We start from the raw sequence: 23,756 nt of genomic DNA on the forward strand, positions 1-23,756 counted from the left end.
CAAAATACAAAATCAGGCCATCTGAATGGCGCTGCGTGATTGCCGATTTTTTGTTAAACTTAAAGGGAAATATCGAGAAGATTTTTATGTCTTTACGTGCAGAACGCAAACAGCAAAGTCATCAGGCAATACTAGATGCCGCACTGGTACTGAGTAGCCGTGGTCGTGCATTTAGCAATATCAGCCTGCGTGAACTGTCCCGTGAAGTTGGACTGGTGCCGACGGCGTTCTACCGGCATTTTAAGGACATGCAGCAATTGGGTCTGGAACTGCTCGACCAAGTCGCCATTAATTTAAAAGGTGTCTTAAATCGGCTGGTAGAAGCTTACTTGTATCAAGTACATTCAGACACTGAAACCTCAATTGGTCTTTTCCTTCAGGCTGTTGAAGAACATCCTGAGCCATGGCTATTTTTTAGTACAGAACGTTGGGGCGGATCAGACTTTTTGCGGACCAGTATTGAGCGAGAACTGCAATTTTTAGTTGCTGATCTGGTCGATGAGCTGGGAAATCTTTATTCCGCTCAGGGAATCAAATCGCCTCAACACTTGAGGCTGCTGATCCAGATGCTCGTGGATTTATCCCTGAATTGGGCGATGGGTTGGCTGAGTATTCAGGGTCTGTCAGATGCCAATCTTCAACAAAGTCGCGCAGCAGAATTTAAAGCTCAGACGGTTATTCAGATGCAACTGCTATTTCAGGGCATTCATGCATAAACAGCCTTCAGGCAGCTAGAATAGATATTTTCAACAATAAAAAACCTGCAGCAATGTGCAGGTTTTTTAAGATCAGGCAGAAATTATTTTGCCTTACGCTCTTTTTCTACCAGGAAATTTACCACCTGAATTACTTTGGCATCATCACCCTGAACGACATACTTACCATTCACGGTCACGGCTGGCACACCCGTTAACTGATAAGATGCGGCTAGATTTTTCGCCTGGGCGATTTTTGAAGAAATCGGGAATGATTTATACGTACTGTTAAATTTCGCTTCTGAAATACCATAACGGGTATAGAACTTGGCGAGTTGTGCTTGTTCTAAAATTGGTTTTTGCTTCGCATGGATATCATGGAACAACTGCAAGTGCGCTTTTTGACGAACACCCAGGGCTTCAGACACATAATAGGCACGTGCTGCCTGTTCCCATAGTGGGTTCATCGCAGCTGGAGTACGGACAAAACGAATATCTTTAGGCAGTTGTTTCAACCAGGTCTGCATATGCGGTTCAAGTGTGTAGCAGTGACCACAGCCATACCAGAAGAATTCACGTACTTCGATTTTCCCTGGCTTTTCAACTTTAACTGGCTTAGCCAGCACTTGATAGTCTTGGCCTGCTACAAAGTTGGCCATCGCACTACCAGAAAATGCTAAAACAGATGCAGCAACAGTGCCTAAAATAAATTTTTTCATTGGAATTATGATCCTCAAAATCTTTATGATTAGCTTATGCAGATACTTTGACATCCTCCCCCAGCTAAAGCAAGGGGATTCCTACTGCTAGACGCTCATGCCCGAGCGCAAGAATATTCAGTGCGGAATTTACATCCCGATCCCATGAGCTACCACACTCACCACACTGCCACTCTCTTATTCCTAAACCTGCTCTACCTTTCGGACTACTGGAGCGTGAGCCACAGCACGAACAAGTTTGGGTGGTATAGGCTTCATTGACTTCTTCATACCATACCCCTGCGTTCTCGCATTTATACTTGAGCATGGTTCTTAGTGTTGTCCAACTGGCATCTAACACAGACTTGGCTAGTTTGGTTTGCGCTAATGCTTTGGCATTCACATTGCCAACGAAGATTGCTGCATGTTCTTTTACCAGTTTATGGCTGAATTGATGCAGCATGTTTTGTCTTACATTTTTAATCTTGGCGTGAATTGCTTTCACTCGTTTTTATTTTTTGCACGTTGAGCAATACCAAGTTTTTGTTCATATTTCCGATAGATTTGAGGGGCTTTAAGTTTTACGCCATCTGAACAAGTGGCTAAATCTTTTAAACCTAAATCTATGCCAATTGAGGTTATAGCGGCGGTTTTCTCTGTTTTAGCATTGTCAACTACAAGACATACATACCAACGGCCTCGGCTATCTTCAACGAATGAGCCTGTTTTAACCCTGTATTGACTTAAACCGTAATTATCCCATAACTTGAATTGGTGTTTACCATATTGAACACAGCCATCAGCATATTTGATTGCAACCTTTTTAAACGGTATCCAACCCAGTGAGCGTCTAGCTGATTTTTTATTACTGACACGCCATTTTAGTTTTGCTTTTTTGAACTGCTTGCGTCTTGTGACCAATTCTTCTGTCACTGCCTGAATAGTTTGACTGTGCAAGTTGCATTCTTTCGATGTGCCTTTCGTGTATTTTGCAATATCGTATGCTGAAAAGAATTGTTGTTTTTTTTGAAGATGTTTAAAACACAAATCATTGACATAATTCCAAACTAAATTTACTTCGGATGCTAACTGATTTAGCACCTTGCAATGTTTGTCTTTTATGCGTAATTTGAGTGTCTTCATCCAATTATTTTAACAGTATTTTTCTTAATAGTGACTATAGTACAAGTATTTAAAACGACATTTCGTGTCGTTCATGTGGTTTACTCCAGTCGCTTATATCCTCGTGCTGAACCACGAGGTTTTACGCTCCAGTGGATAAATCAAATATGCGGCTTTCGTTTTTATTCTGTGAACTTTTTTAAGGCTTTTATCGCTTTTTTTGCAGGAAGCGCTACACTAATCAACATTGAACTTTTTTAAAATATAATGACTTGATTGAGGTGACACCGATGTCGCAATTGAATGTTGATCCACAAGAAATTGCCAAATTTGAAGCTTTCGCAGCCATATGGTGGGATCAGCATTCCGAGTTCCGCCCTTTGCACATGATTAATCCACTACGTCTGAACTGGATTGACGAATATGCTGGCGGCTTGAGCGGCAAGAAAGTTCTGGATGTGGGCTGTGGCGGTGGCATTCTGGCCGAAAGCATGGCACGCCGTGGTGCTGATGTGCTTGGTATCGATATGGGTGAAGCACCACTGAATGTGGCACGTCTACATGCGGAACAGGAAGGTGTCAGCAATATTCAATACCGTCAGGTTCCTGTTGAGCAACTCGCCGAGGAACAGGCGGGACAATACGATGTGGTGACCTGCATGGAAATGCTGGAGCATGTTCCAGATCCGGCATCGATCATTCAGGCTTGCCATAAGCTGGTAAAACCAGGCGGTCATGTGTTCTTCTCGACCATTAACCGTAATCCGAAGTCATATCTGTTTGCCATTATTGGTGCAGAATATGTGCTGCGTATGCTGGCACGTGGTACGCATGATTACAGCAAATTTATCAAACCATCTGAACTGGCGCATGACATCCGCAACGCTGGTCTTAAACTAAAAGATATGACGGGTCTGCACTATAACCCGCTGACCAAACGGTACTGGTTAGCGCCCAATGTAGATGTTAACTATATGGTCTATACGGCAAAAGAACAGGCGAATGGAGCTGCTGAATGAAAGCAGTTCTCTTTGACCTCGATGGTACCTTAATTGACACTGCTGCCGACTTTGTCCGCATTATTCAGGATATGTGCCGCGAAGAAGGCCGTGAAGTAGTAGCACCAGAGTTGATCCGCACTCAGGTTTCAGAAGGTGCTCGTGCCATGGTCAAGCTGGTCTATCCGGAACTCGAGCTGGAAGATCCTCTCCTGCTGGCGCATCGTCAGCGTTTCTTAGACCTGTATGGTGCCGATATTGCAGTAGATACTGACCTGTTTGACGGCATGTATCCACTGCTGGAAGCTTTGGAGGCACGCAGTATTCCTTGGGGTATTGTCACCAATAAACCACGCTGGTTAAGTGAATCGCTGCTTGCGGCATTGAATCTCTCAGAGCGCTGTTCGGTACTGGTCTGCCCGGAAGATGTGGGCCGTACCAAACCGGATCCGGAGCCAATGTATCTGGCAGCAAAACAGATTGACCTGGCGGCTAAAGACTGTATCTATGTCGGCGATCATCCACGTGATATCGATGCCGGACGTGCAGCCAATATGTATACTATTCTGGCAGCCTATGGTTATCTGCCTTTAGAACATAAAGATAATTTAAACGCCTGGCAGGCCGATTGTATCGTGCATAGTGTAGAAGAATTACATCAACGAATTCAGGATCTGGTTTTAAAGCCAGTACTCGGCTAAAACTCAGGTTCCGGTCAGAACATTAAACTTCACAACAATAAGCAAGAAATAAGGAGGTCGTTCATGAAGTATTCAGAATATCAACCTCGCTCAGACCTGTTAAAGGATCGTATTATCCTGATCACAGGTGCCGGCGATGGCATTGGACGTGCAGCAGCGATCAGCTATGCCCTGCATGGTGCGACGGTAGTGCTGCATGGTCGTACCCTGAACAAGCTTGAAGTCATCTACGATGAAATTGAAGGTTTGGGTGCACCACGCCCGGCAATTCTGCCTTTACAGCTTTCCAGTGCTTCTGAGCGTGATTACGAACTCCTGTTCGAAACACTGAGTAAACAGTTTGGTCGTCTGGACGGAATTCTGCATAATGCAGGCATGCTCGGTGAACGGATTGAACTGGCAAACTATAGCCCCGGCGTCTGGGATGATGTAATGGCTGTCAACCTGCGTGCACCCTTTGTGCTGACTCAGGCCCTGCTTCCTCTGCTCGAAAAATCTGAGCATGCTTCCGTGGTCTTTACCAGTTCAGGTGTAGGCCGTCAGGTGCGTGAACGCTGGGGAGCTTATTCAGTTTCCAAGGTTGCTATTGAAGCGGTAAGCCAGCTATTTGCCAAAGAAAATGTACATCCACATGTGCGCTTTAACTGCATTAATCCGGGTGCAACCCGGACTGCGATGCGTTCTAAAGCCTATCCGGATGAAGATCCACTAACCTTGCCAACCCCGGAATCGATTATGCCGGCTTATCTGTACCTGATGGGTGATGACAGCCTGCATATGAATGGTCAAAGTATTGATGCGCAGGATTAACTGCTGATTAAAGTGAAAATGATTGAAATGAGGGAGCCTTGGTTCCCTTTTTTATTGCTATTTTAGAATGAAATAATGCATAAATCTTATCTGACTCCACCCTGGTCGCATTGAGTTTCGCTAAAATTCACCCATACTATCGCTAACAGATTTTGATTCGAGTGCAACATGACTGACCTAAACAACATCACCGTGACCACTTTGGAAGATGGCATGGTGTCACTTCTGATTGATCAGCAGCCAGTTTCTGAAAAATACGGCGTGAAGTTTGAAGCCAGCATTGTGGACGACATCAAGGTACTCGAAAATGGCAGCAAGCTGAAACTATTCGAGCAGTTTATCTTTTCCCATACCGATCTGAACTTTGAACATGCCTATTACTATGTGACAGGTATTGAAAAACTGGATGATGGCTACCGTCTGGCTAAACATTTTGTGTATCGCATTAAAATTGAAAATCAGCCGGATATCGAACATGTAATTAGCAATCAAGGCAAGCCCATGACCACGGATGATGTACGTGCCTTTATTAATGCACATATCCAGAAGTCCCTGACTGACTATACCGATCTGAACTACGCTTACTAAGCCAGGTTTAAACCGATATAAGAGCACGCCAAGCGTGTTCTTTTTTTATTCGGGAAACCTATTAAAAACAGCTATAAATCGGTTTTTTAAATACTAATAATAATTTTATTCGGTTTTCCAAATTAAAGCCTGAGCGCTATGATACCTGTATTCAAGATGATGACCAGATAAAGGAGAATCCAGCATGGCTGACCAAAAACGTAAAATCGAGACTATTCGCCATATTGAAAGCCTGCAATTATCAGCTACCTTGATTCAAGCTTTAGATGATGCCACTGAAGCGGAATGTGTGGCTGAAGCGATCCAGTCGTTACAGGGTTTGACTGAACAATGGAACTAGTTCAGACCTGCAAATATTGAGGTACTATTCGACTGGAATACAGGAGATAAATTGCCCTAATTAACCGAGTTTCTCTTGACCTCACCATACATTAGCCTCAGGATAGTATTTCACAGCTTCTCAAGCGCTTAGCCTGTATGAAGTGTTCAAAAACTACTGAAATCATGGCATAGTCATAATCTCTCTGCATTCTTTAAAGAATACATGCCTGATCTTCACAGTTTCTCTGCAATTTTTGCGTAAATTAGACTGTAGAAAATGAACAATTGATTGAGGGTTCACCATGAAAAAGCTTTTGGTTGCTTTGACAATGTCTATCAGTACATTAATGCTGACGAATGTTGCCAATGCTGCGCCGCATTTTGATGATGAACGTCATATGGATCAACGTCAAGGTCAGTCTAAAAAATTCCGTGATCGCGCAGATGATGACCATGAAGACCGTCGCCGTATGCGTGAAGAGCGTGGTGTCAAGCGTTTACAGCAAATGAAATGGCAACCCGGCTATGTGATGCCACAGCATTATCGCGGTAATGGTTATAAAGTTGAATATAAAGACCACAAGTTGCCAAAACCTGACCGCAGACAGCAATGGTATAAAGTCAATAATGAATACATTTTGGTGGATTCGGACAACAACAGTATCATTCGAATTCTTGGACATTAAATCCTCACATTTTCATAGACCCAACTTGTTTGGGTCTTTTTTATTTTAGTCAGGTGGTATTGGATGCTGTTCTTGACTAAAAAAACCTGTAATTCCCTCTTATTCTTCTTTTTTTCTTCATAAATTTAACAATTCGCCTAAATTGCCCTCACGGTTTCTCTCTACTGATTCGCTAATTTAGTCTCATCGAAACGATAATGATGAATTCAGGTGAATGCCATGAAAAAAGTGTTAACAACAATCGCTTTATCCTTGAGTGCTTTAGTTGCAACTTCTGCAATGGCTGCACCGCAACATGATCCGCGTTATGCGCCACATAAACCGGCACCGCATTGGGATCATAAAGATGCGAAAAAATGGGACGATCGCCGTGATAACCGTCGCTGGAATGATAAACGCTATAACAACCGCGTGGTAAATCCAAGCCGTGACTGGCGTGTCGGTCAAAAGCTGCCTAACCAGTATGACAACCGCCGTTTTGAAGTAAGTGGTTATGAAGCACGCCGTCTGCCAAATGCAGGCAGAAACCAGCAGTGGTACAAAATCAATGGTGATTATGTGCTAGTCAATGAGCGTAATGACAAGATTATCCGTATCCTCAACTAAATCTTAATTCTGTATCTTTTCTCCATTGCACCTGAAGTCCACGCTTCAGGTGTTTTTTTATTGCTGTACTTCGTTCCCGGCTTTTTTTAGAATCAAATTCAATTAAGTATTATTTTCTAATATAGGCCAGCGCATGAACCCAGCAGAACCGTCTCAAAGCACAACTTTGCAATATGTGCATTGGTTTCGCCATTCTGCGCCCTATATTAATGCGCACCGTAACAAGACCTTCGTGATCATGTTTGATGGCGAGGCGGTGCTGCATGACAATTTCCAGCATATTATTCACGATATTGCCCTACTGCATTCTCTCGGAATTCATCTGATTCTGGTGCATGGTGCGCGTCCACAGATTAACCAGAATCTGGCAACGAGTCAGATCAGCACGCCTTTTCATCGTCAGCGCCGAATCACAACCCGTGAATCGTTGAGCTGTGTCATGAATGCGGTGGGTTCAATCCGCCTGCAGATTGAAGCCTTGCTCTCAATGGGACTGGCCAACTCACCCATGTATGGCGCCCGTATAGATGTCGTATCCGGTAATTTTGTTACTGCCAAGCCTTATGGGATTCGTGACGGTATTGATTTCCAGTTAACCGGTGAAGTCCGTACCGTAGATACCAATGCGATTCAGCGTCATCTTGACAGCCATAACATTGTGGTGCTTGGACCAACCGGTTATTCCACCACTGGCGAAGTGTTCAACCTGCTGGCGGAGGAAGTTGCGACCAAAACTGCGATTCGTATCAAGGCAGACAAGCTGATTTTCCTGGGTAAACAGCATGGCCTGCTGAATACGGATGGACAATTGCAACGTGAAGTGCAGCCAAGTCAGCTGGATGCTTATATAATGCAGGATGCTCAAGACCTGCCATCCGAACTAAGCTTGCAACTTCGCGCTGCACAGGAAGCCTCGATGAATGGCGTCAACCGTGTGCATCTGATTTCCTATGCTCATGATGGTGCGCTGCTGGAAGAACTCTTCACCCGAGATGGTTCAGGCACTCTGATTACCGATGCTCATTATGAAGATGTACGTATGGCTACCATTCAGGATGTTGGCGGTCTGATTAACCTGCTACGGCCTTTGGAAGAAGAAGGCATTCTGGTGTATCGCTCACGCGAACGTCTGGAAAATGAAATTGAACAGTTCGCAGTCATTGAACGTGACGGCATGATTCTGGCCTGTGCCGCGTTATATCCGATTCCAACCACAGGCAATGAGCTGCGTTCTGCTGAAATTGCCTGTGTCGCTGTCGATCCAAGTTATCGCAAGTCCAACCGCGGCAGCCAGATTCTGAATTATCTGGAAGATAAAGCCCGGAGCATGGGTATTCAGCAACTGTTTATTCTGACCACACGCACTGCACACTGGTTCCTGGAACAAGGCTTTGAACAATCCTCTGTCGATGATCTGCCCGATGCCCGTCAGGCGCTATATAACTATCAGCGTAATTCCCTGGTTTGTAAAAAGTCACTTTAATGTGACTTTTTATTTGTTTATATATCTTATTTTTTGCTAAAGATATGTGGATTTCTTAAGTATTTAACTTAAAAAGCTTTGCATGGATTTTCATATCCATATCTTTATATTTTATTAAAACAATTAAATATATATTTCAATAACTTAAATTGTATAAAAATTAAATTCCATAAAGATTCCAAATCACTTTTCTACATAAGTTTTGCGCTTTTTTATTTATCTTTTTTTCTCATTAGAAATTCCCGAATTGTTATTTTTTTGGAAAATAAAAAACGATTAGCGTATGCCTAACTTGTATATTCCATCTAATTGGCTTTTTGTCAGGAGTTTATATTCATGCGCCAATCTACGGTTAAATTCATTGCAAAAACAGCAGCCCTGAGTACTGCTATTGCTGGCGTGATGTTGCTCTCTGGCTGCTCTAAAAAAGAAGAAAGTGTAACGCTGAATATCGGTTTCCAAAAATATGGCGTCCTTCCAATCTTGAAAGAACGTGGCACTTTAGAAACTGTATTAAAACAACAAGGCGTAAATGTGAAATGGGTGGAATTCCCGGCAGGTCCACAATTACTTGAAGGTCTGAATATAGGCAGTGTGTCTTTTGGTGAAGCTGGTGAAGCACCGCCAATCTTTGCTCAGGCAGCCAACTCAAATTTGGTGTATGTCGCAAACCAGCCTGAAGCACCTAAAGCTGAAGCTCTGATTGTACAAAAAGACTCAAATATTCAGTCTGTCCAGGACCTGAAAGGCAAACGTATTGCACTCAACAAAGGCTCAAATGTTCATTACTTACTATTAAAAGTCCTTGAAGCCAATAATCTGAAACTCAGCGATATTGAAGTGGTGTACCTGCCGCCTTCTGATGCACGTGCCGCTTTTGAGCGTGGAGCGGTTGATGCCTGGGTGATCTGGGATCCGTTCTTTGCGGCAGCAGAACATCAGATTGGTGCACGTGTGATTGCAACTGGTGAGAATATCGTGAGCAATCATCAGTTCTATCTGGCTGATCGTAAGTTCGCTGAAGCGAATCCACAGATCATTGATGCGGTAGTGAATGAGCTGAACCTGACTACTGAATGGGTATCTAGCCATCAAGATGAGGCAGCGAAACTTCTAGAAAAACCAACAGGCTTGGCATTTGACGTATTGAAAACTTCAATTTCACGTATGGGCTTTGGGGTAAAACCGCTCACACCAGAGGTGGCGCAAAAACAGCAGCAGGTCGCTGATGCCTTCTATGGCCAGCAACTGATTCCAGCAAAACTGAATATTCAATCAGCAATTTTAACCAAATAAATCATAGGAAAATATCAGGGGATCTAATAATGACTCAACATCAGCGACACAACAAAGCAATCACATGGTTCAAGACCTCCAGTCATGCTATGAATGCCGCATTAGTTGCTTGTGCGATGTTGGGTTCAAGTGCCGCTTGGGCAGTTGATCCGTCAGTGAAACAGCTTCGTGTAGGCTACCAAAAAGCTTCGGTAAACCTGGTCATTGCACAACAGCAAAAGCTGCTTGAACAGGAATTTCCAAATGCAAAAATCAGCTGGAACGAATTTCCAGGCGGACCACAAATTTTAGAAGCATTAGCTGTAGGTTCTATTGATATCGGTGCGACTGGAGACACTCCTCCTGTCTATGCTCAAGCTGGTAATAAACCATTGCATTATTTTGCTTATGAAACTGCAAAACCGCTCTCTTCTGCCATTCTGGTACAACACAATTCCAAAATTACCAAATTGAGCCAGCTCAAAGGTAAACGTGTCGGCGTTCATCGCGGTTCCAGCTCGCATTATTTACTGGTCCAGGCAGTACGTAAGGCAGGTTTGCAATGGACCGATATCCAGCCAATCTGGTTAAGCCCTGCGGATGCACGCGCAGCTTTCCAGAAAGGTGCGATTGATGCCTGGGCGATTTGGGACCCGTACTATGCTGCAGCGCAAGTAGAAGATAAAGCCAGAGTCTTATCTTCAGGGAAAGGCTTAAGTCCCAATTATACCTTCTATCTGGCTTCAGAAAGTTTAATTAAAAAACACCCGCAAGCATTAAAAGGAATTATCAAACAGGTCAATGTTGCAGATAAATGGGTACAGCGTCATAAAACTGAAACTGCAACAATCTTTGCGCAAAGTACTGGCTTAAAACCAATTGTCAGCCAGACCTTTATCCAGCGTCGTCCTAATCCATCCGGTGCTGCACCGCTCACCAAGAAAGTGATTGCTGACCAGCAAGAACTCGCGAACCGTTTTAGCGAACTCAAGATCATTCCAAAATCTATCAATATTCAGCAAGCCGTTTGGGCAGGCAAATAATTCAAGGATCAAAGACATGAAAATTTTCTGGTTTATTCCGACACATGGTGACAGCCGCTACTTAGGTACCAGCAAAGGTGCACGCCAGGTCGATCATGCTTATATAAAACAGATTGCAGTTGCAGTCGATAATCTGGGCTATGAAGGTGTACTGATTCCAACAGGCCGTTCATGTGAAGATCCATGGTTAACCGCAGCCAGCCTGATTGACGCGACTAAGAAATTGAAATTCTTGGTTGCGCTACGTCCGGGGGTAACGACTCCTGCACTGGCTGCACGTATGGCAGCAACCTTTGACCGTTTATCTGGTGGCCGTATCTTGCTAAATCTGGTCACTGGTGGTGATGAGCAGGAACTAAAAGGCGATGGCGTGTATGAAGATCACGAAACCCGCTACAAGACTGCAACTGAATACACGACGATCTGGCGTGAAATCCTGAAACGCTCTCACACGGGTGAGAGCTTCACTTTCCACGGTGAACGCTTAAGTGTAGACGATGCAAAATTGCTCTATCCACCCGTTCAAGAGCCTCATCCTCCACTGTGGTTCGGCGGTTCTTCAGATGCTGCGATTGAACTTGCAACAGATCAGGTTGACACTTACCTGACTTGGGGTGAACCACCTGCAGCAGTCAAAGAAAAGATTGAAAATGTCCGTGCCAAAGCTGAAGCGAAAGGCCGTAAGCTTAGCTACGGTATCCGTTTACATGTGATTGTTCGTGAAACCAATGAAGAAGCATGGAAGGCCGCAGAAGAGCTGATCCAGTATGTAGATGATGCAACCATTGCAGCAGCTCAGGCAAAATTCAAGCAAATGGATTCAGTCGGTCAGCGTCGTATGGCGGAACTGCACAATGGCGATCGTAGCAAACTTGAAGTCTCTCCAAACCTTTGGGCAGGTGTCGGACTGGTACGTGGTGGCGCAGGTACAGCACTGGTAGGTGACCCTGAAACTGTCGCAGCACGTATTCAGGAATATGCTGCCTTGGGTATCGATACTTTTATCTTCTCAGGCTACCCACATCTGGAGGAGTCGATCCGTTTTGCTGAACTGGTATTCCCACTTTTACCACTTGAAACCCAGAAAAAATTGACTCAGCCAAACCTGACAGGTCCATTCGGTGAAATTGTGGCAAATAACTACACGCCAGATGAGAACAAGAAGGCTGCGAGTGTTCAGGAGCCAGCTTAATGTCGAAAGTCGTTTCTGTTGAAACCATCGCAGAAAAGAAGGTTTCACGTGGAACACAACTCGGGCAGCGTTTGCTGCCCTGGTTAGTTCCTATTGGATTAATTTTGATCTGGCAGATCGCGTCAAGTACCGGTCTGCTGGAAAGCCGAATTTTGCCTGCACCGAGTGCAGTCATCGCCGCATTCTGGGCTCTGCTGATGAGTGGCGAACTCTGGACCCATGTAAAAGTCAGTGCTGGCCGTGCCCTTACTGGTTTACTGGTGGGTGGTGGTTTGGGGCTGCTTTTAGGTTTACTCAATGGTTCATCCAAAGCTGCCTCTACCCTGCTCGACACCACTTTACAGATGATCCGGAACATCCCTGCCCTGGCCTTAATTCCACTGGTGATTTTATGGTTCGGCATCGATGAATCAGCCAAGCTGTTTCTGGTCGCCATTGGCGTGTTCTTCCCGATCTATATCAATACCTATCATGGTATTCGCTCAGTCGATCCGCAGCTGATCGAAATGGGTAAAAGCTATGGCCTCACCCGTTGGCAACTCTATAAAGAAATTATTTTACCGGGCGCAATGCCTTCGATTCTGGTGGGTTTACGTTTCTCGTTAGGTTTAGTGTGGGTACTGCTGATTGTGGCTGAAACCATTTCTGCACAGTCCGGGATTGGTTATATGACCATGAATGCGCGTGAATTCCTGCAAACCGATGTGGTACTGGTCGGTATTTTACTGTATGCCTTACTTGGCAAACTGGCGGATGTTCTGGCGGTTGCCTTGGAACGTTTCCTGCTGCGCTGGCATGCTGGCTATCAAAAATAAATGAATAATATGGAGGAGTATGTGATGACTGATCTCAGCTTAGGGCGTCTCGCCAATGACCAAACTGCACCACAAGACTATGCTGCGGCAGATATTGATCCCCATGCAGTCATCGGTGCCGAAATTATTATTGAACAGCTGCACAAGTTCTATGGCTCGGTCAAGGTTCTGGAAGATCTGGACCTGCATATTCAGCCGGGCGAATTCCTGGCAATTGTCGGTCGTAGTGGTTGTGGTAAAAGTACCCTGCTGCGTCTGATTGCCGATCTGGAAAAACAGAGCTACGGCGAAATCAAGTTCAAGTCAGCACGTCATATTCGTGAAGGTATTACTGCGGACGATATTCGGGTGATGTTCCAAGATCCGCGTTTGTTGCCATGGCGGAGCATTGAACAAAATGTGCAATTGGGCTTGCCGAAAGATCAGCATGCCAATGCATCAAGCATGCTGGAGAAAGTCGGCTTAAAGGAAAAAGCAGGGCTATGGCCATCGCAACTGTCGGGTGGTCAGCGTCAACGTACAGCCTTGGCACGTGCTTTATCCCATAAACCACGTATCCTGCTCCTAGATGAACCCTTAGGTGCCCTGGATGCCCTGACCCGTCTTGACATGCAGAACCTGATCGAAAAGTTATGGACTGAACAGGGCTTTACTGCAATCCTGGTGACTCATGATGTCAGTGAAGCCGTACAGTTAGCAGATCGCATCATCCTGCTGGACAAAGGTCATATTGCCAAAGAGTTCCGTGTCAACTTGCCACGTCCACGTCAGAAAGGAATCCAGTTTGCTGAACTGGAACAGCAAGTTCTGAATGCCGTACTGGCAACCTAAAAAGAAACAAAACCCGGATTTAGAATCCGGGTTTTCACTTTGAAGGATAGATAATTCTTAGAATTTCATCAAAATTAAAATTACAGTCCATCTTAAAAATAAAATGTCATGAATCTGACATTAATTAAACTGATTTCTCAATAACAAAAGACTTCAAAATAATTTAAACATTTTCAAAAGCTTGATTTTTATACTGGGATTCGCTAGTTTTGTAAGGATTACATAGTTGATCTACAGAATAAATCATCATTATTCAAAAAATTAGACTTCTACTTTGTGCACAAATCTGATGATTTGCCGTACAATTCAATATTCCCTTTTTTAATTGTTTTTATATTGCTGATGGAACAAAAAAAGAGTACTCAAAAGCGCAACCAGCTGCTCAGTGCCGCTCTAGACGTTTTTTCCCTATATGGCTTTAGTGGGGCAAGTCTGGACGAAATCGCACAAATTGCAGAAATGCATAAATCTAATATTTTCTATTACTATGAAAATAAAGAAGATCTCTATGTAGAGGTGTTAACCACCGTACTGCAAAAGTGGCTGGCACCACTGCAAATGCTTGAAGCCGAGCTAGAACCGGAAGAAGCGATCACCAATTATCTGATGCAGAAAATTGAAGTATCACGCACGCAACCGAAAGCATCTCGCCTGTTCGCCTTGGAAGTGATCCAGGGGGCACCACATATTCTGGAAATCCTGAAAGGTCCACTGAAAAAACTGGTGAAACGTAAAGCCAAGGTGATCAGTAACTGGCAGGAACAGGGCAAGATTTCTAAAGATATTGACCCTGAACTGCTGATCCTGAATATCTGGGCAGTGACACAGAACTATGCCGACTTTGCCATACAGATGGAAATGGTGACCGGCAAAACGCTGCGTAACCGTAGCATGCAGCAGCGTGTGATTCAGCACACTGTACATATGATGCTTTACGGTGTACTACCACGTCCTGAACAAAACGCATAAGTTTTGCTTGGCATACGACCATAGTCATTATGGTCGCCGATCCAGTCTTTAACCTTATTCTTATTTTAACATCTGATATAAAAATAACAGTTTTTGCGCGCCTAACAATAAGTTTTCCTCCCAGTCGAGATGCGCTGTGTCATTGGCACCATCGGTAATGTATTTTACAGAAATCAGGCGTACGCCAAGTTTCTTGCATACCTTGGCCAGTGCATAGCCTTCCATGTCGACCAGTTGGCAGGGCACTTTCGGTTGTCCTGTTTCGAAGCTATCTCCGGTTCCGCAAATACCCTTGGGCAAATGATCAAAGAAAGGCTCAAGCTCGATTGCTCCCGGGAAATGCTGATCCATCGGGGTTAAGCCGACGTCAAAACCGAGTGGTGAAACATCCATATCGCGCTGCACAAACTGGCTGACTTCGACCAGGGCATGCGCATCAAAATGCGAACTGCCTGCCGTACCCAGGTTCAATAAAGTCTTGCAGCCTGTGTTCTGAATCACTTCAAAGGCTTTAAAGGCTGCGTTGACTTTGCCAATACCGCTATAATGCACATCAATACCTTGTGCTTCAAATAAGCCTTTGGATTCATTGGGCAAAGCCATAATCAGTGCATGTTCAGACATTGGTTTTCCATATCAATTTTAAAATACTGGACTATTAAAAGATAAACAGGTAAGCACTGCAAATAAAAATCGATTTCTGCTCAGCAGAAAATGGTCTCTGCCCTGTCTGCTATAAACCTGTTTAAACTGCCAGAAAAGTAAAGCTAGCTCTGATTATTAGAGCGCTAAGGAAGCAGGAAATATTGATTAATTTTTATTTTATTCAGCCGATTAAGTTCTGGGCTAAAGATTTTTAAATAAAAGATATTGCATAAAAACACAACAACAAGACGAAACGTAAAGATTATGGCAATATATAGCCTCTTCGAATTTCCAAGCACCTGATTCGCCCATGAAGCTGCTCCGTCTAAATGCCTTATCGTCTCGCACAGAGTTACCTAAAACGGTGGTTACCATTGGTAATTTTGACGGTGTGCATTTAGGTCATCAGGTCATGATCAAACAGCTGAAAGCCGTGGCGGAACAGCAGCAGCTGAAAAGCGTGGTCATGATCTTTGAACCACAGCCACTGGAATATTTCAAAGGCTATGAGGCCCCACCCCGTATATCATCTTTACGTGAAAAGGTGGAATACCTGACTGAACTGGGTGTGGACTATATTGCGGTGGCGAAATTTGATGAAAGTTTCCGTAGTCTGAATGCAGAACAGTTTGCCGATATTCTAAAAGATAAACTGAATGCCGAGCATCTGGTGCTGGGTGATGATTTCCACTTCGGTAAACACCGTCAGGGCAATAGCGAATTCCTGCGTAACTATGGTTTTCAGGTCACCAATCTGGATACCGTACAACTCGACGGCGAACGTGTCAGTTCGACCCGTATCCGTCAGACACTACAAGCAGGCGATCTTGCCCTGGCTGCCAAACTCCTGGGGCGCCCTTATAGCATTACCGGGCGGGTACAATATGGCGACCAGATCGGCCGCACCATTGATTTTCCGACCATTAATGTGCGCTTAAACCGCCATAGACCGTGTTTGCAGGGTATTTATGGCGTGGAAGTGGTGTGTGAAACCGAACCTTTAAAAGATAAAGCTAGAGCTGGTGATGCAAGCAAAACAGGCATTGCTGGCTATGACCCCACCGGTCTGTTTGGCGCCGGACATGTCGGGACCCGCCCGGCCATTCAGCAGGAACAACCAGAATGGCGATTAGAAGTACATTTCCCTGATGTTTCTGCTAATCTGTATGGCCTGTTGATGCGGGTGACATTCTTAAACTATTTGCATGGCGAAAAGAATTATCCTTCGCTTGAAGCCCTAAAAGCCGGAATTGATGACGATGTCGAGAAACTACTTGAGTTTCGTCGAAATCACCCCACATTTCCCTTTTAATCCCCCATATTTTTATTGTAAAACGTGTCTGTCAAATGACAGATTGAATTGGAAGACAACTTGCATGAGCGATAAGCAAACTCCTGAAAATGCAGTGGATTACAAAGCCACGCTAAACCTCCCAGGTACTGACTTTGCAATGAAGGCAAATCTGGCAGTACGTGAAGCGAAATGGTTAGAAGAGTGGTATGCCGACAACATTTATCAGCAGATTCGTGCGTCGCGTATTGGCAAGAAAAAATATGTGCTTCATGACGGTCCTCCGTACGCAAACGGCCAGATCCATTTGGGTCATGCAGTCAATAAAGTCTTAAAAGACATCATTATTAAAAGCCGTGTTATGGATGGCTTTGATGCGCCATATGTACCGGGCTGGGACTGTCACGGTCTTCCAATCGAACTGAAAGTCGAAGAAAAGGTCGGTAAAGTGGGCGTAAAAGTTGATGCTTCGACTTTCCGTAAAGCTTGCCGCGAATATGCGTATACACAAGTTGAATTACAGAAGAAAGACTTCGTGCGTATGGGCGTGTTCGGTGATTGGGACAATCCGTACCTGACCATGAACTTCAAACAAGAAGCGGATATTGTTCGCTCACTGGGTGCAATCGCAAAAGCTGGTCATATCGAACCAGGTCTGAAACCGGTCAACTGGTGTCTGGACTGTGGTTCATCTCTGGCTGAAGCAGAAGTTGAATATGAAGATAAAAAATCCGATGCGATTGACGTCGGTTTCACTGTAGTCGATCTGGCTGACCTGTCTGCACGTTTAGGTGTAGAAGTCGCGGACCGTACTGATGTCGTGATCTGGACCACAACGCCTTGGACGCTTCCTGCGAACCAGGCCGTTGCCCTGCATGCTGAAATTGAATATCAACTGGTGAAAGCGCGTGGCGAAGAAAAAGAACCACAAAACTTTATCCTGGCGAAAGATCTGGTGGAATCTGCAACTGAACGCTACGGTTTTACCACTATTGAAGTCATTGCTGATTTTGCCGGTAGCAAACTTGAGCACCTGATTCTGCAACATCCACTGATTAACGATCGTCAAGTGCCTGTAATCTTGGGCGAACACGTGATTGCCACCAGTGGTACCGGTGCAGTACATACGGCGCCTGGCCATGGTGTGGACGACTATAAAGTTGGCTTGCTGTACAACCTGAAAGTAGAAAATCCAGTCGGTGGTAACGGTGTGTATTTACCAACGTCTCCGCTGTTTGCTGGCGAGCATATCTACAAAGCCAATCCACAAATTATTGCTGCATTAGCAGAGGCCAACAAGCTTTGGGCACATCACCCAATCAAACACAGCTACCCGCACTGCTGGCGTCATAAAACCCCAATTATCTTCCGTGCGACACCACAATGGTTTATTAGCATGGATGCCAAAGGCTTACGTCAAGGTGCATTGAATGCGATCGAAAACGAGATCAGCTTTGTGCCGGACTGGGGTAAAAACCGTATCCAGGCGATGATTGAAGGCCGTCCAGACTGGTGTATCTCTCGTCAACGGACCTGGGGTGTGCCAATTCCGTTCTTCGTGCATAAAGATACCAATGAATTGCATCCACGTACGCCTGAACTGATCGAAGAAGTCGCTAAACTGATCGAACAGGAAGGTATTGATGGTTGGTACAACCGTGATGCACGCGAGTTCATCGGTAATGATGCTGAACAATACAATGCGGTACGTGACACGCTAGACGTATGGTTCGACTCGGGTACAACGCACTACGCTGTATTACGTGAACGTGAAGAACTGCAAGATCCTGCGGATCTTTACCTTGAAGGTTCAGACCAACACCGTGGCTGGTTCCAGTCTTCGTTGTTAACCTCGATTGCCATCAACGAACGCGCACCATATAAAGGCTTGCTGACGCATGGCTTCGTGGTGGATGAGAAAGGCCGCAAGATGTCGAAATCATTGGGTAATATTATTACCCCACAAGACATCATTAAAGATATGGGTGCAGACGGTTTACGCTTCTGGATCGCATCTGCGGACTACCGCTATGAAATGACTGCGGGTAAAGAAATCTTTAGCCGTGCATCAGATGGTTACCGTCGTATCCGTAACACACTGCGTTTCTTACTTGCCAACTTGAATGGCTTCAAACCATCAACTGATGCGCTTCCTGTAAATCAATTGATCGCGCTTGATCAATACATCCTGCAACGTGCAGCTGAAGTACAGAAAACCGTTCAGCAAGCTTATGAAGATATGAACTTCCATATCGTAACCAATGCCTTGACCAATTTCTGTATCAATGACCTGGGTGGTTTCTACCTCGACATCATCAAAGACCGTCAATACACCACCAAAGCCGATTCTCAAGCACGTCACTCTGCACAAACTGCACTGTATCATCTGGTACAGGCATTCGTACGCTGGATGGCACCGATCTTGAGCTTTACTGCACAAGAAGCTTGGCCACTGATTCCTGAGCAGTCAGAGAAATATGTGTTCACTGCTGAATGGTATGATATTCCAGCTGCATCTACTGCAAACTTGGTGACTGAAGCTGAATGGCAAACGCTGATTTCGGTAAAATCTGCAGTGAACAAGTTTATTGAAGCGGCGCGTACTGAAAAACAGTGGGTTCGAACCTGTCTGCCAAAGTTGAACTTTGGGCGTCGAACGAGCTGAAAGCGGTGCTGGATAAACTGGGCGATGAACTGCGTTTTGTACTGATTACCTCTCAAGTGATCGTGAATGACTTTAAGGCTGCCCAAGGTGAAGCTTCTGATCTGGAAGGTCTGAATGTGAAAGTTTCTGCCGCAGACGGTGAGAAATGTGTACGTTGCTGGCATGTACTTCCTGATGTAAACACACATGCATCACACCCAGGCTTGTGTGGCCGCTGTATCATCAACCTGCCGACAGGCCAAGGCGAAGAGAGAAAATATGCCTAATCCACAAGAAAAAAAGGGCTTATTCCAGTTCTATCCTCACAACTTGTGGTGGTTAGGTCTGACTATTATTTCAATTATTCTGGATCAATGGACCAAATGGATTGCGACCACTAGTCTGAATTACGCAGATCCAGTACCCGTCCTGCCCTTTTTAAATTGGACATTACTGCATAACTATGGCGCAGCCTTTAGTTTTCTGTCCGATGCCGGTGGATGGCAACGTTATTTCTTTACTTCGCTGGCAGGAGTAGTGTCTGTGATTTTCGTGTTCTGGCTGATGCGTATGCCAAAGAACATGAAAGTTTTACCTTTGGCCGTTGCCCTGATTCTGGGCGGTGCCATCGGCAACCTGATTGACCGTGTTTCTCTCGGCTATGTAGTCGATTTTATTCATGTTTATTATCAGAATAGCCACTTCCCTGCCTTTAACCTTGCAGACAGTGCCATTACGTTAGGTACTATTTTAATGCTGATTGACACCTTCTTCTTAGAAGGAAAACGCAACCAACAGCAGGCGAAATAACATGACTGATTTTATTAATCCTAATGAGGAAACTCGTATTGAAGCTGGCTCTAAGGTTGAGCTTCATTTCTCAGTAGCCATTGAAAATGGTGTTGAAATTGACAATACCCGTAGTCGTACTGAGCCGGTAAGTCTGGTGATGGGCGATGGCAGCTTGCTACCAGGCTTTGAAAAAGCGCTGTTCGGTTTACGCGCCGGTGACCGTCGTACCGTAAGTCTTCCTCCTGAAGATGCTTTCGGTCCATGGAATCCTGAAAACGTACAAAAATTTGATACTGTGAAATTTGGCGAACGCCCAATTGAAGGTCATATGATCGAGTTTGAAGACAAAGCGAAACAAAGCCTGTATGGCGTGGTGAAAACCGTCGGTGATGACATCACTGAAGTGGATTTCAACCACCCGCTAGCTGGCAAGAACATTACTTTTGAAGTAGAAATCTTTAAAGTAACCCCAGCCGGTCAACAAGGTGTGAAATTGATGTAAGCATCATTTCACGACAAAGCGCCTTTGGGCGCTTTTTTTTATAATGCAGATACCAAGATACAAATCATGCCTATTCATCCTTGCTTATTCTGATTAATTTAAATTGAGTGAAGCAATGACAGGATAATAAGATGAAGATTTACATCATTGTAGGCAGTATTCGCGAAGGACGTGTAGCGATCAAAGTAGCTGACTGGATCTTTAAACAAATTAAAACCTATCACTTCAGTACAGTGGAAGCTGAAATTGTCGATCTGAAAGAATGGGACCTGCCGATGTTTGCTGGCGCACATCCTCCACTCACCGGTATTTATGACCAGCCTAAACAGCAGGAATGGGCTGATTTCATTGCACTCGCAGATGCCATTATTTTTATCAGCCCGGAATATAACCATGGCTACAGTCCAGCCCTAAAAAACGCCCTGGATTATCTGGGTAAGGAATGGCAAGGCAAACCGGCGGCTTATGTCGGCTATGGTGCGACCAATGGCTCGCGCTCTATTGATCAGATCCGTCAGGTCGGTACACAGCTTGGTTTAGTGGATACCAATGCGGTAATCGAAATCCGTGATATTTTTAGTCGTGCTATGGACTATACCTTTGAAGGGAATGAATTCGATAATAAAACCTTACGAGGCGTGGTAGACAAGCTGATTCAGTACGTCAGTGCATAAGTTGCTGCGGACAGCCACGTCCGTTTTAGCTTACAAGCCAAGCAGAAATCACTGCTATTTGCCTACAAATATACACGCTATATTTAAGTCATCACCGGACAGGATGTCCAATAGCGATATAAGAATAAGAAAAAGCGCATTACAACAGGAAGTTGCCAGATCCGACAGGAGTCAGATCTTCACAGCAAATCCAGAAGACCTCGACAGGATGTCGAGGTCTTTTACTTTATGGGTTTTCTATAAGCTTAAGTGCTCCCGTAATCCTGCTGTAAATTTCAGCACCACTGTACGCTATGGCGCACAAGTATTGGGGAGAATTGAGGCTATACCAAATCCGGAATTCCTCTTATAGTTAAGACATACAGGACAGGATGTCTTGAAGAATAAAAAACAATAAATGCAGCAGGAAGCTGATCGGTATGATAGGAGTTATACCTTGATAAATGAATCTGGAAAAGCCCTGACAGGATGTCAGGGCTTTTTCTTTTATACCTTTATAAGCATATTTTTACTCTTAAACGAAAAGAGGATTCCAAAAAATCCTCTTTTTTTAAAAATCAGTACTTAAAGCGCTGTAAGCTTTAACAAACGTGCCTGAGGACCATCTTCAATCACCCAGATGCCCCCATCCTGAGCCTGTACTGCGCCACGAATCCGTGCTTTCATATCGAGCCGTTGAACTTCTTTGGCAGGTTGCTGCATTGTATCTATAATAATAATTGCCTTGGAAGAAAGACCTGTGGCTATCGCTTTATTTTGCCATTGCGGGAACATTTTTCCGGTATAGAAGTTCAGGTCAGATGGAGAGATTACCGGCGTCCAGTCCAATACAGGTGCTTCAAATTCAGGTCGGGTACTGTGGTCAGGAATTGGCTTTCCATCATAATGATCACCATTTGATACTAAAGGATAGCCATAATTTTTAGCCTTGATAATCTTGTTTAGTTCATCACCGCCCTTCGGTCCCATTTCAATGACCCAGAGCTGCCCTTTGGGATCAAACGCCATTCCCAGAGGATTACGGTGTCCAAGACTCCAAACCTGCTGGGCAATTTCACCCTGATTCATAAAGGGATTATCGGCAGGGATCGAGCCATCATCGTTCAGGCGAATAATTTTACCGACGTTAGACTTCATATCTTGTGCAGGATCAAACTGTTGACGTTCACCCGAGCTGATCCAGAGCTTGCCATCCGGCCCGAATACAATTCGGTGTCCATAGTGGCCCTGCCCCGAAGAAAATTTAGGAACCTGAGTCCAGATTTTTTCGATCTGGGTGAGCTGTGGTGTACTACGCTTCAAATCCAACTTGCCACGAATTACTACTGCGCCATAACCGCCTTGACCCTGTTCAGCATAGCTCAGATAGATCCATGGGGTATTGGCGAAATCAGGATGTAATGCGACATCTCCCAAGCCGCCCTGACCGCCATAAGCCACTTTTGGGGTGCCTTTAATTACAGTCTTTTTCTTGGTTTCTGGATCGAATAAATACAGTCTGCCTTTACGCTCGGTAACCAATAGATGACCATCCTTTAAAGGTGCTATCGCCCATGGTTCATTAAACTCGGCAATATTATTAACCTTATAGGCTTGCTGTACTTGAGTGGAAGAAGGTGTAGTTACAGTTTCAGAAGTAGAGTTTGCCGCTTCCGGACTCTTATTCAGTTCCTGTGACGTCTTGTTCTGTGCATGACAGGCAGTCAGGCTATAAGGGATAAAGCCTAAACACAACATTGCTGCGAGATGAACCTGTTTCATTGTTATTCTACATACTTATTAAAACGAATAACTTACAATTTAGCATCTCAAACGCTCACTAAAAGCATAAAAAGGTTAACAATCGTAAACGAAAATAACCCTAGCTTGCGCCGATAAGTCTTAACTATATTGAAACTATCCCTTGATACAGGCTGAATTACATTAGATTTTCACCTGATAGATCTGTTGGCCCGCAGTTTTCAGTAAGCAATCAATTGATCAGATCTCGCCCATAAAAAAACACCCCCTTCAATAGAAGGGGGTGTTTAGAATAATGAGCTGGCGATGACTTACTCTCACATGGGAAACCCCACACTACCATCAGCGCTAAGAGGTTTCACTTCTGAGTTCGGGAAGGGATCAGGTGGTTCACTCTTGCTATGGTCGCCAGCACAACTGGTATGACTTTGCGTTTGGTCTTATTTAGATGCCAATGCTTGGTCAAATGAGTTATTAACAGAGATACTTGAGTTAAATTAGGTTGTTTATTCTATCTAGCTTTTCAACTAAATCAAGTTTGATCGTTTGATTTCGAATCAATTGAGCTTTTATACAACAACTGTTTGGGTGTTGTATAGTCAAGCCTCACGAGCAATTAGTATTGGTCAGCTTCA

General features: G+C 44.5%; 22 protein-coding genes, 1 rRNA gene and 2 pseudogenes. 20 read left to right on the forward strand and 5 right to left on the reverse strand.

Annotated features, from left to right (window positions below):
* Positions 1 to 86: 86 nt before the first annotated feature.
* Positions 87 to 716, forward strand: coding sequence for a TetR family transcriptional regulator (locus HADU_RS10175; protein WP_004813904.1), 630 nt, complete (start codon positions 87 to 89; stop codon positions 714 to 716).
* An 83-nt stretch (positions 717 to 799) separates the two neighbouring features.
* On the opposite strand, the gene HADU_RS10180 is transcribed toward HADU_RS10175, so the two are convergent.
* The gene (locus tag HADU_RS10180) at positions 800 to 1,414 is read right to left on the reverse strand and encodes a thiol:disulfide interchange protein DsbA/DsbL (protein ID WP_004813905.1); all 615 of its coding nucleotides are present in this window, start codon (positions 1,412 to 1,414) and stop codon (positions 800 to 802) included.
* 64 nt (positions 1,415 to 1,478) lie between these two features.
* A pseudogene (locus HADU_RS10185) lies at positions 1,479 to 2,536 on the reverse strand (RNA-guided endonuclease InsQ/TnpB family protein).
* Positions 2,537 to 2,805: 269 nt separating this feature from the next.
* Here HADU_RS10185 and ubiG point away from each other — a divergent pair.
* The 14 genes from ubiG (at position 2,806) to HADU_RS10250 (ending at position 14,833) form a co-directional block, all read left to right on the forward strand.
* A complete protein-coding gene (gene ubiG, locus HADU_RS10190) occupies positions 2,806 to 3,534 on the forward strand; it encodes a bifunctional 2-polyprenyl-6-hydroxyphenol methylase/3-demethylubiquinol 3-O-methyltransferase UbiG (RefSeq protein WP_004813907.1) in 729 nt (242 codons plus the stop codon).
* Positions 3,531 to 4,214, forward strand: a complete 684-nt coding sequence (locus HADU_RS10195) for an HAD family hydrolase (protein ID WP_004813910.1) — start codon at positions 3,531 to 3,533, stop codon at positions 4,212 to 4,214. The genes ubiG and HADU_RS10195 overlap by 4 nt, the downstream gene beginning before the upstream one ends.
* A 63-nt stretch (positions 4,215 to 4,277) precedes the next feature.
* Positions 4,278 to 5,024, forward strand: coding sequence for a YciK family oxidoreductase (locus HADU_RS10200; protein WP_004813911.1), 747 nt, complete (start codon positions 4,278 to 4,280; stop codon positions 5,022 to 5,024).
* Positions 5,025 to 5,192: 168 nt separating this feature from the next.
* Positions 5,193 to 5,612, forward strand: a complete 420-nt coding sequence (locus HADU_RS10205; protein ID WP_008305897.1) for a hypothetical protein — start codon at positions 5,193 to 5,195, stop codon at positions 5,610 to 5,612.
* Positions 5,613 to 5,796: 184 nt separating this feature from the next.
* The gene (locus HADU_RS15640) at positions 5,797 to 5,952 is read left to right on the forward strand and encodes a hypothetical protein (RefSeq protein WP_167367438.1); all 156 of its coding nucleotides are present in this window, start codon (positions 5,797 to 5,799) and stop codon (positions 5,950 to 5,952) included.
* Positions 5,953 to 6,235: 283 nt separating this feature from the next.
* Positions 6,236 to 6,619, forward strand: coding sequence for an RcnB family protein (locus tag HADU_RS10210; RefSeq protein ID WP_004813917.1), 384 nt, complete (start codon positions 6,236 to 6,238; stop codon positions 6,617 to 6,619).
* A gap of 219 nt (positions 6,620 to 6,838) precedes the next feature.
* Positions 6,839 to 7,225, forward strand: a complete 387-nt coding sequence (locus HADU_RS10215) for an RcnB family protein (protein ID WP_008305898.1) — start codon at positions 6,839 to 6,841, stop codon at positions 7,223 to 7,225.
* 133 nt (positions 7,226 to 7,358) lie between these two features.
* Positions 7,359 to 8,708: an amino-acid N-acetyltransferase gene (gene argA, locus HADU_RS10220; protein WP_008305899.1), complete on the forward strand. Its 1,350-nt coding sequence runs from the start codon at positions 7,359 to 7,361 to the stop codon at positions 8,706 to 8,708.
* Between the two features lie 336 nt (positions 8,709 to 9,044).
* Positions 9,045 to 10,004, forward strand: a complete 960-nt coding sequence (locus HADU_RS10225; protein ID WP_008305900.1) for a sulfonate ABC transporter substrate-binding protein — start codon at positions 9,045 to 9,047, stop codon at positions 10,002 to 10,004.
* Positions 10,005 to 10,033: 29 nt separating this feature from the next.
* Positions 10,034 to 11,026: a sulfonate ABC transporter substrate-binding protein gene (locus HADU_RS10230; protein WP_008305901.1), complete on the forward strand. Its 993-nt coding sequence runs from the start codon at positions 10,034 to 10,036 to the stop codon at positions 11,024 to 11,026.
* 16 nt (positions 11,027 to 11,042) lie between these two features.
* Complete coding sequence (ssuD, locus tag HADU_RS10235) at positions 11,043 to 12,218, forward strand: FMNH2-dependent alkanesulfonate monooxygenase (protein WP_008305903.1); 1,176 nt, start codon at positions 11,043 to 11,045, stop codon at positions 12,216 to 12,218.
* Positions 12,218 to 13,033, forward strand: coding sequence for an aliphatic sulfonate ABC transporter permease SsuC (gene ssuC / locus HADU_RS10240; RefSeq protein WP_008305905.1), 816 nt, complete (start codon positions 12,218 to 12,220; stop codon positions 13,031 to 13,033). The genes ssuD and ssuC overlap by 1 nt, the downstream gene beginning before the upstream one ends.
* A 24-nt stretch (positions 13,034 to 13,057) precedes the next feature.
* The gene (locus HADU_RS10245) at positions 13,058 to 13,864 is read left to right on the forward strand and encodes an ABC transporter ATP-binding protein (RefSeq protein WP_008305908.1); all 807 of its coding nucleotides are present in this window, start codon (positions 13,058 to 13,060) and stop codon (positions 13,862 to 13,864) included.
* A 333-nt stretch (positions 13,865 to 14,197) separates the two neighbouring features.
* Complete coding sequence (locus HADU_RS10250) at positions 14,198 to 14,833, forward strand: TetR/AcrR family transcriptional regulator (protein ID WP_171056666.1); 636 nt, start codon at positions 14,198 to 14,200, stop codon at positions 14,831 to 14,833.
* A 60-nt stretch (positions 14,834 to 14,893) separates the two neighbouring features.
* Here HADU_RS10250 and HADU_RS10255 read toward each other — a convergent pair whose 3' ends face one another.
* Complete coding sequence (locus HADU_RS10255) at positions 14,894 to 15,457, reverse strand: 5'-nucleosidase (RefSeq protein ID WP_008305913.1); 564 nt, start codon at positions 15,455 to 15,457, stop codon at positions 14,894 to 14,896.
* A gap of 331 nt (positions 15,458 to 15,788) precedes the next feature.
* Here HADU_RS10255 and ribF point away from each other — a divergent pair, with 331 nt between their 5' ends.
* The 5 genes and pseudogenes from ribF to HADU_RS10280 all read left to right on the forward strand — a co-directional run bounded on the left by ribF (position 15,789) and on the right by HADU_RS10280 (position 21,381).
* A complete protein-coding gene (gene ribF / locus HADU_RS10260) occupies positions 15,789 to 16,790 on the forward strand; it encodes a bifunctional riboflavin kinase/FAD synthetase (RefSeq protein WP_008305915.1) in 1,002 nt (333 codons plus the stop codon).
* 64 nt (positions 16,791 to 16,854) lie between these two features.
* Positions 16,855 to 19,700: pseudogene (ileS, locus tag HADU_RS10265) on the forward strand (isoleucine--tRNA ligase).
* Positions 19,693 to 20,223 carry a signal peptidase II gene (gene lspA / locus HADU_RS10270; RefSeq protein WP_008305917.1) on the forward strand — a complete coding sequence of 177 codons (531 nt, stop codon included), beginning with the start codon at positions 19,693 to 19,695 and terminating at the stop codon, positions 20,221 to 20,223. Before ileS ends, lspA begins: the two are co-directional and overlap by 8 nt.
* A 1-nt stretch (position 20,224) precedes the next feature.
* Positions 20,225 to 20,707: an FKBP-type peptidyl-prolyl cis-trans isomerase gene (locus HADU_RS10275; RefSeq protein ID WP_004890959.1), complete on the forward strand. Its 483-nt coding sequence runs from the start codon at positions 20,225 to 20,227 to the stop codon at positions 20,705 to 20,707.
* A 131-nt stretch (positions 20,708 to 20,838) separates the two neighbouring features.
* Positions 20,839 to 21,381, forward strand: a complete 543-nt coding sequence (locus HADU_RS10280) for an NADPH-dependent FMN reductase (protein ID WP_004813948.1) — start codon at positions 20,839 to 20,841, stop codon at positions 21,379 to 21,381.
* 564 nt (positions 21,382 to 21,945) lie between these two features.
* Here the strand turns inward: HADU_RS10280 and HADU_RS10285 are convergent.
* Together HADU_RS10285 and rrf are read right to left on the reverse strand one after the other, a co-directional pair.
* Entirely contained in the window at positions 21,946 to 23,142 is a 1,197-nt protein-coding gene (locus HADU_RS10285; RefSeq protein ID WP_008305922.1) for a PQQ-dependent sugar dehydrogenase, read from the reverse strand.
* A 277-nt stretch (positions 23,143 to 23,419) separates the two neighbouring features.
* Positions 23,420 to 23,534 (reverse strand): 5S ribosomal RNA (rrf, locus tag HADU_RS10290).
* Between the last annotated feature and the right edge of the window lie 222 nt (positions 23,535 to 23,756).

Origin of the sequence: Acinetobacter sp. HA (genome assembly GCF_000264725.1) — a bacterium.
In the GTDB taxonomy this organism is placed as follows: domain Bacteria; phylum Pseudomonadota; class Gammaproteobacteria; order Pseudomonadales; family Moraxellaceae; genus Acinetobacter; species Acinetobacter schindleri.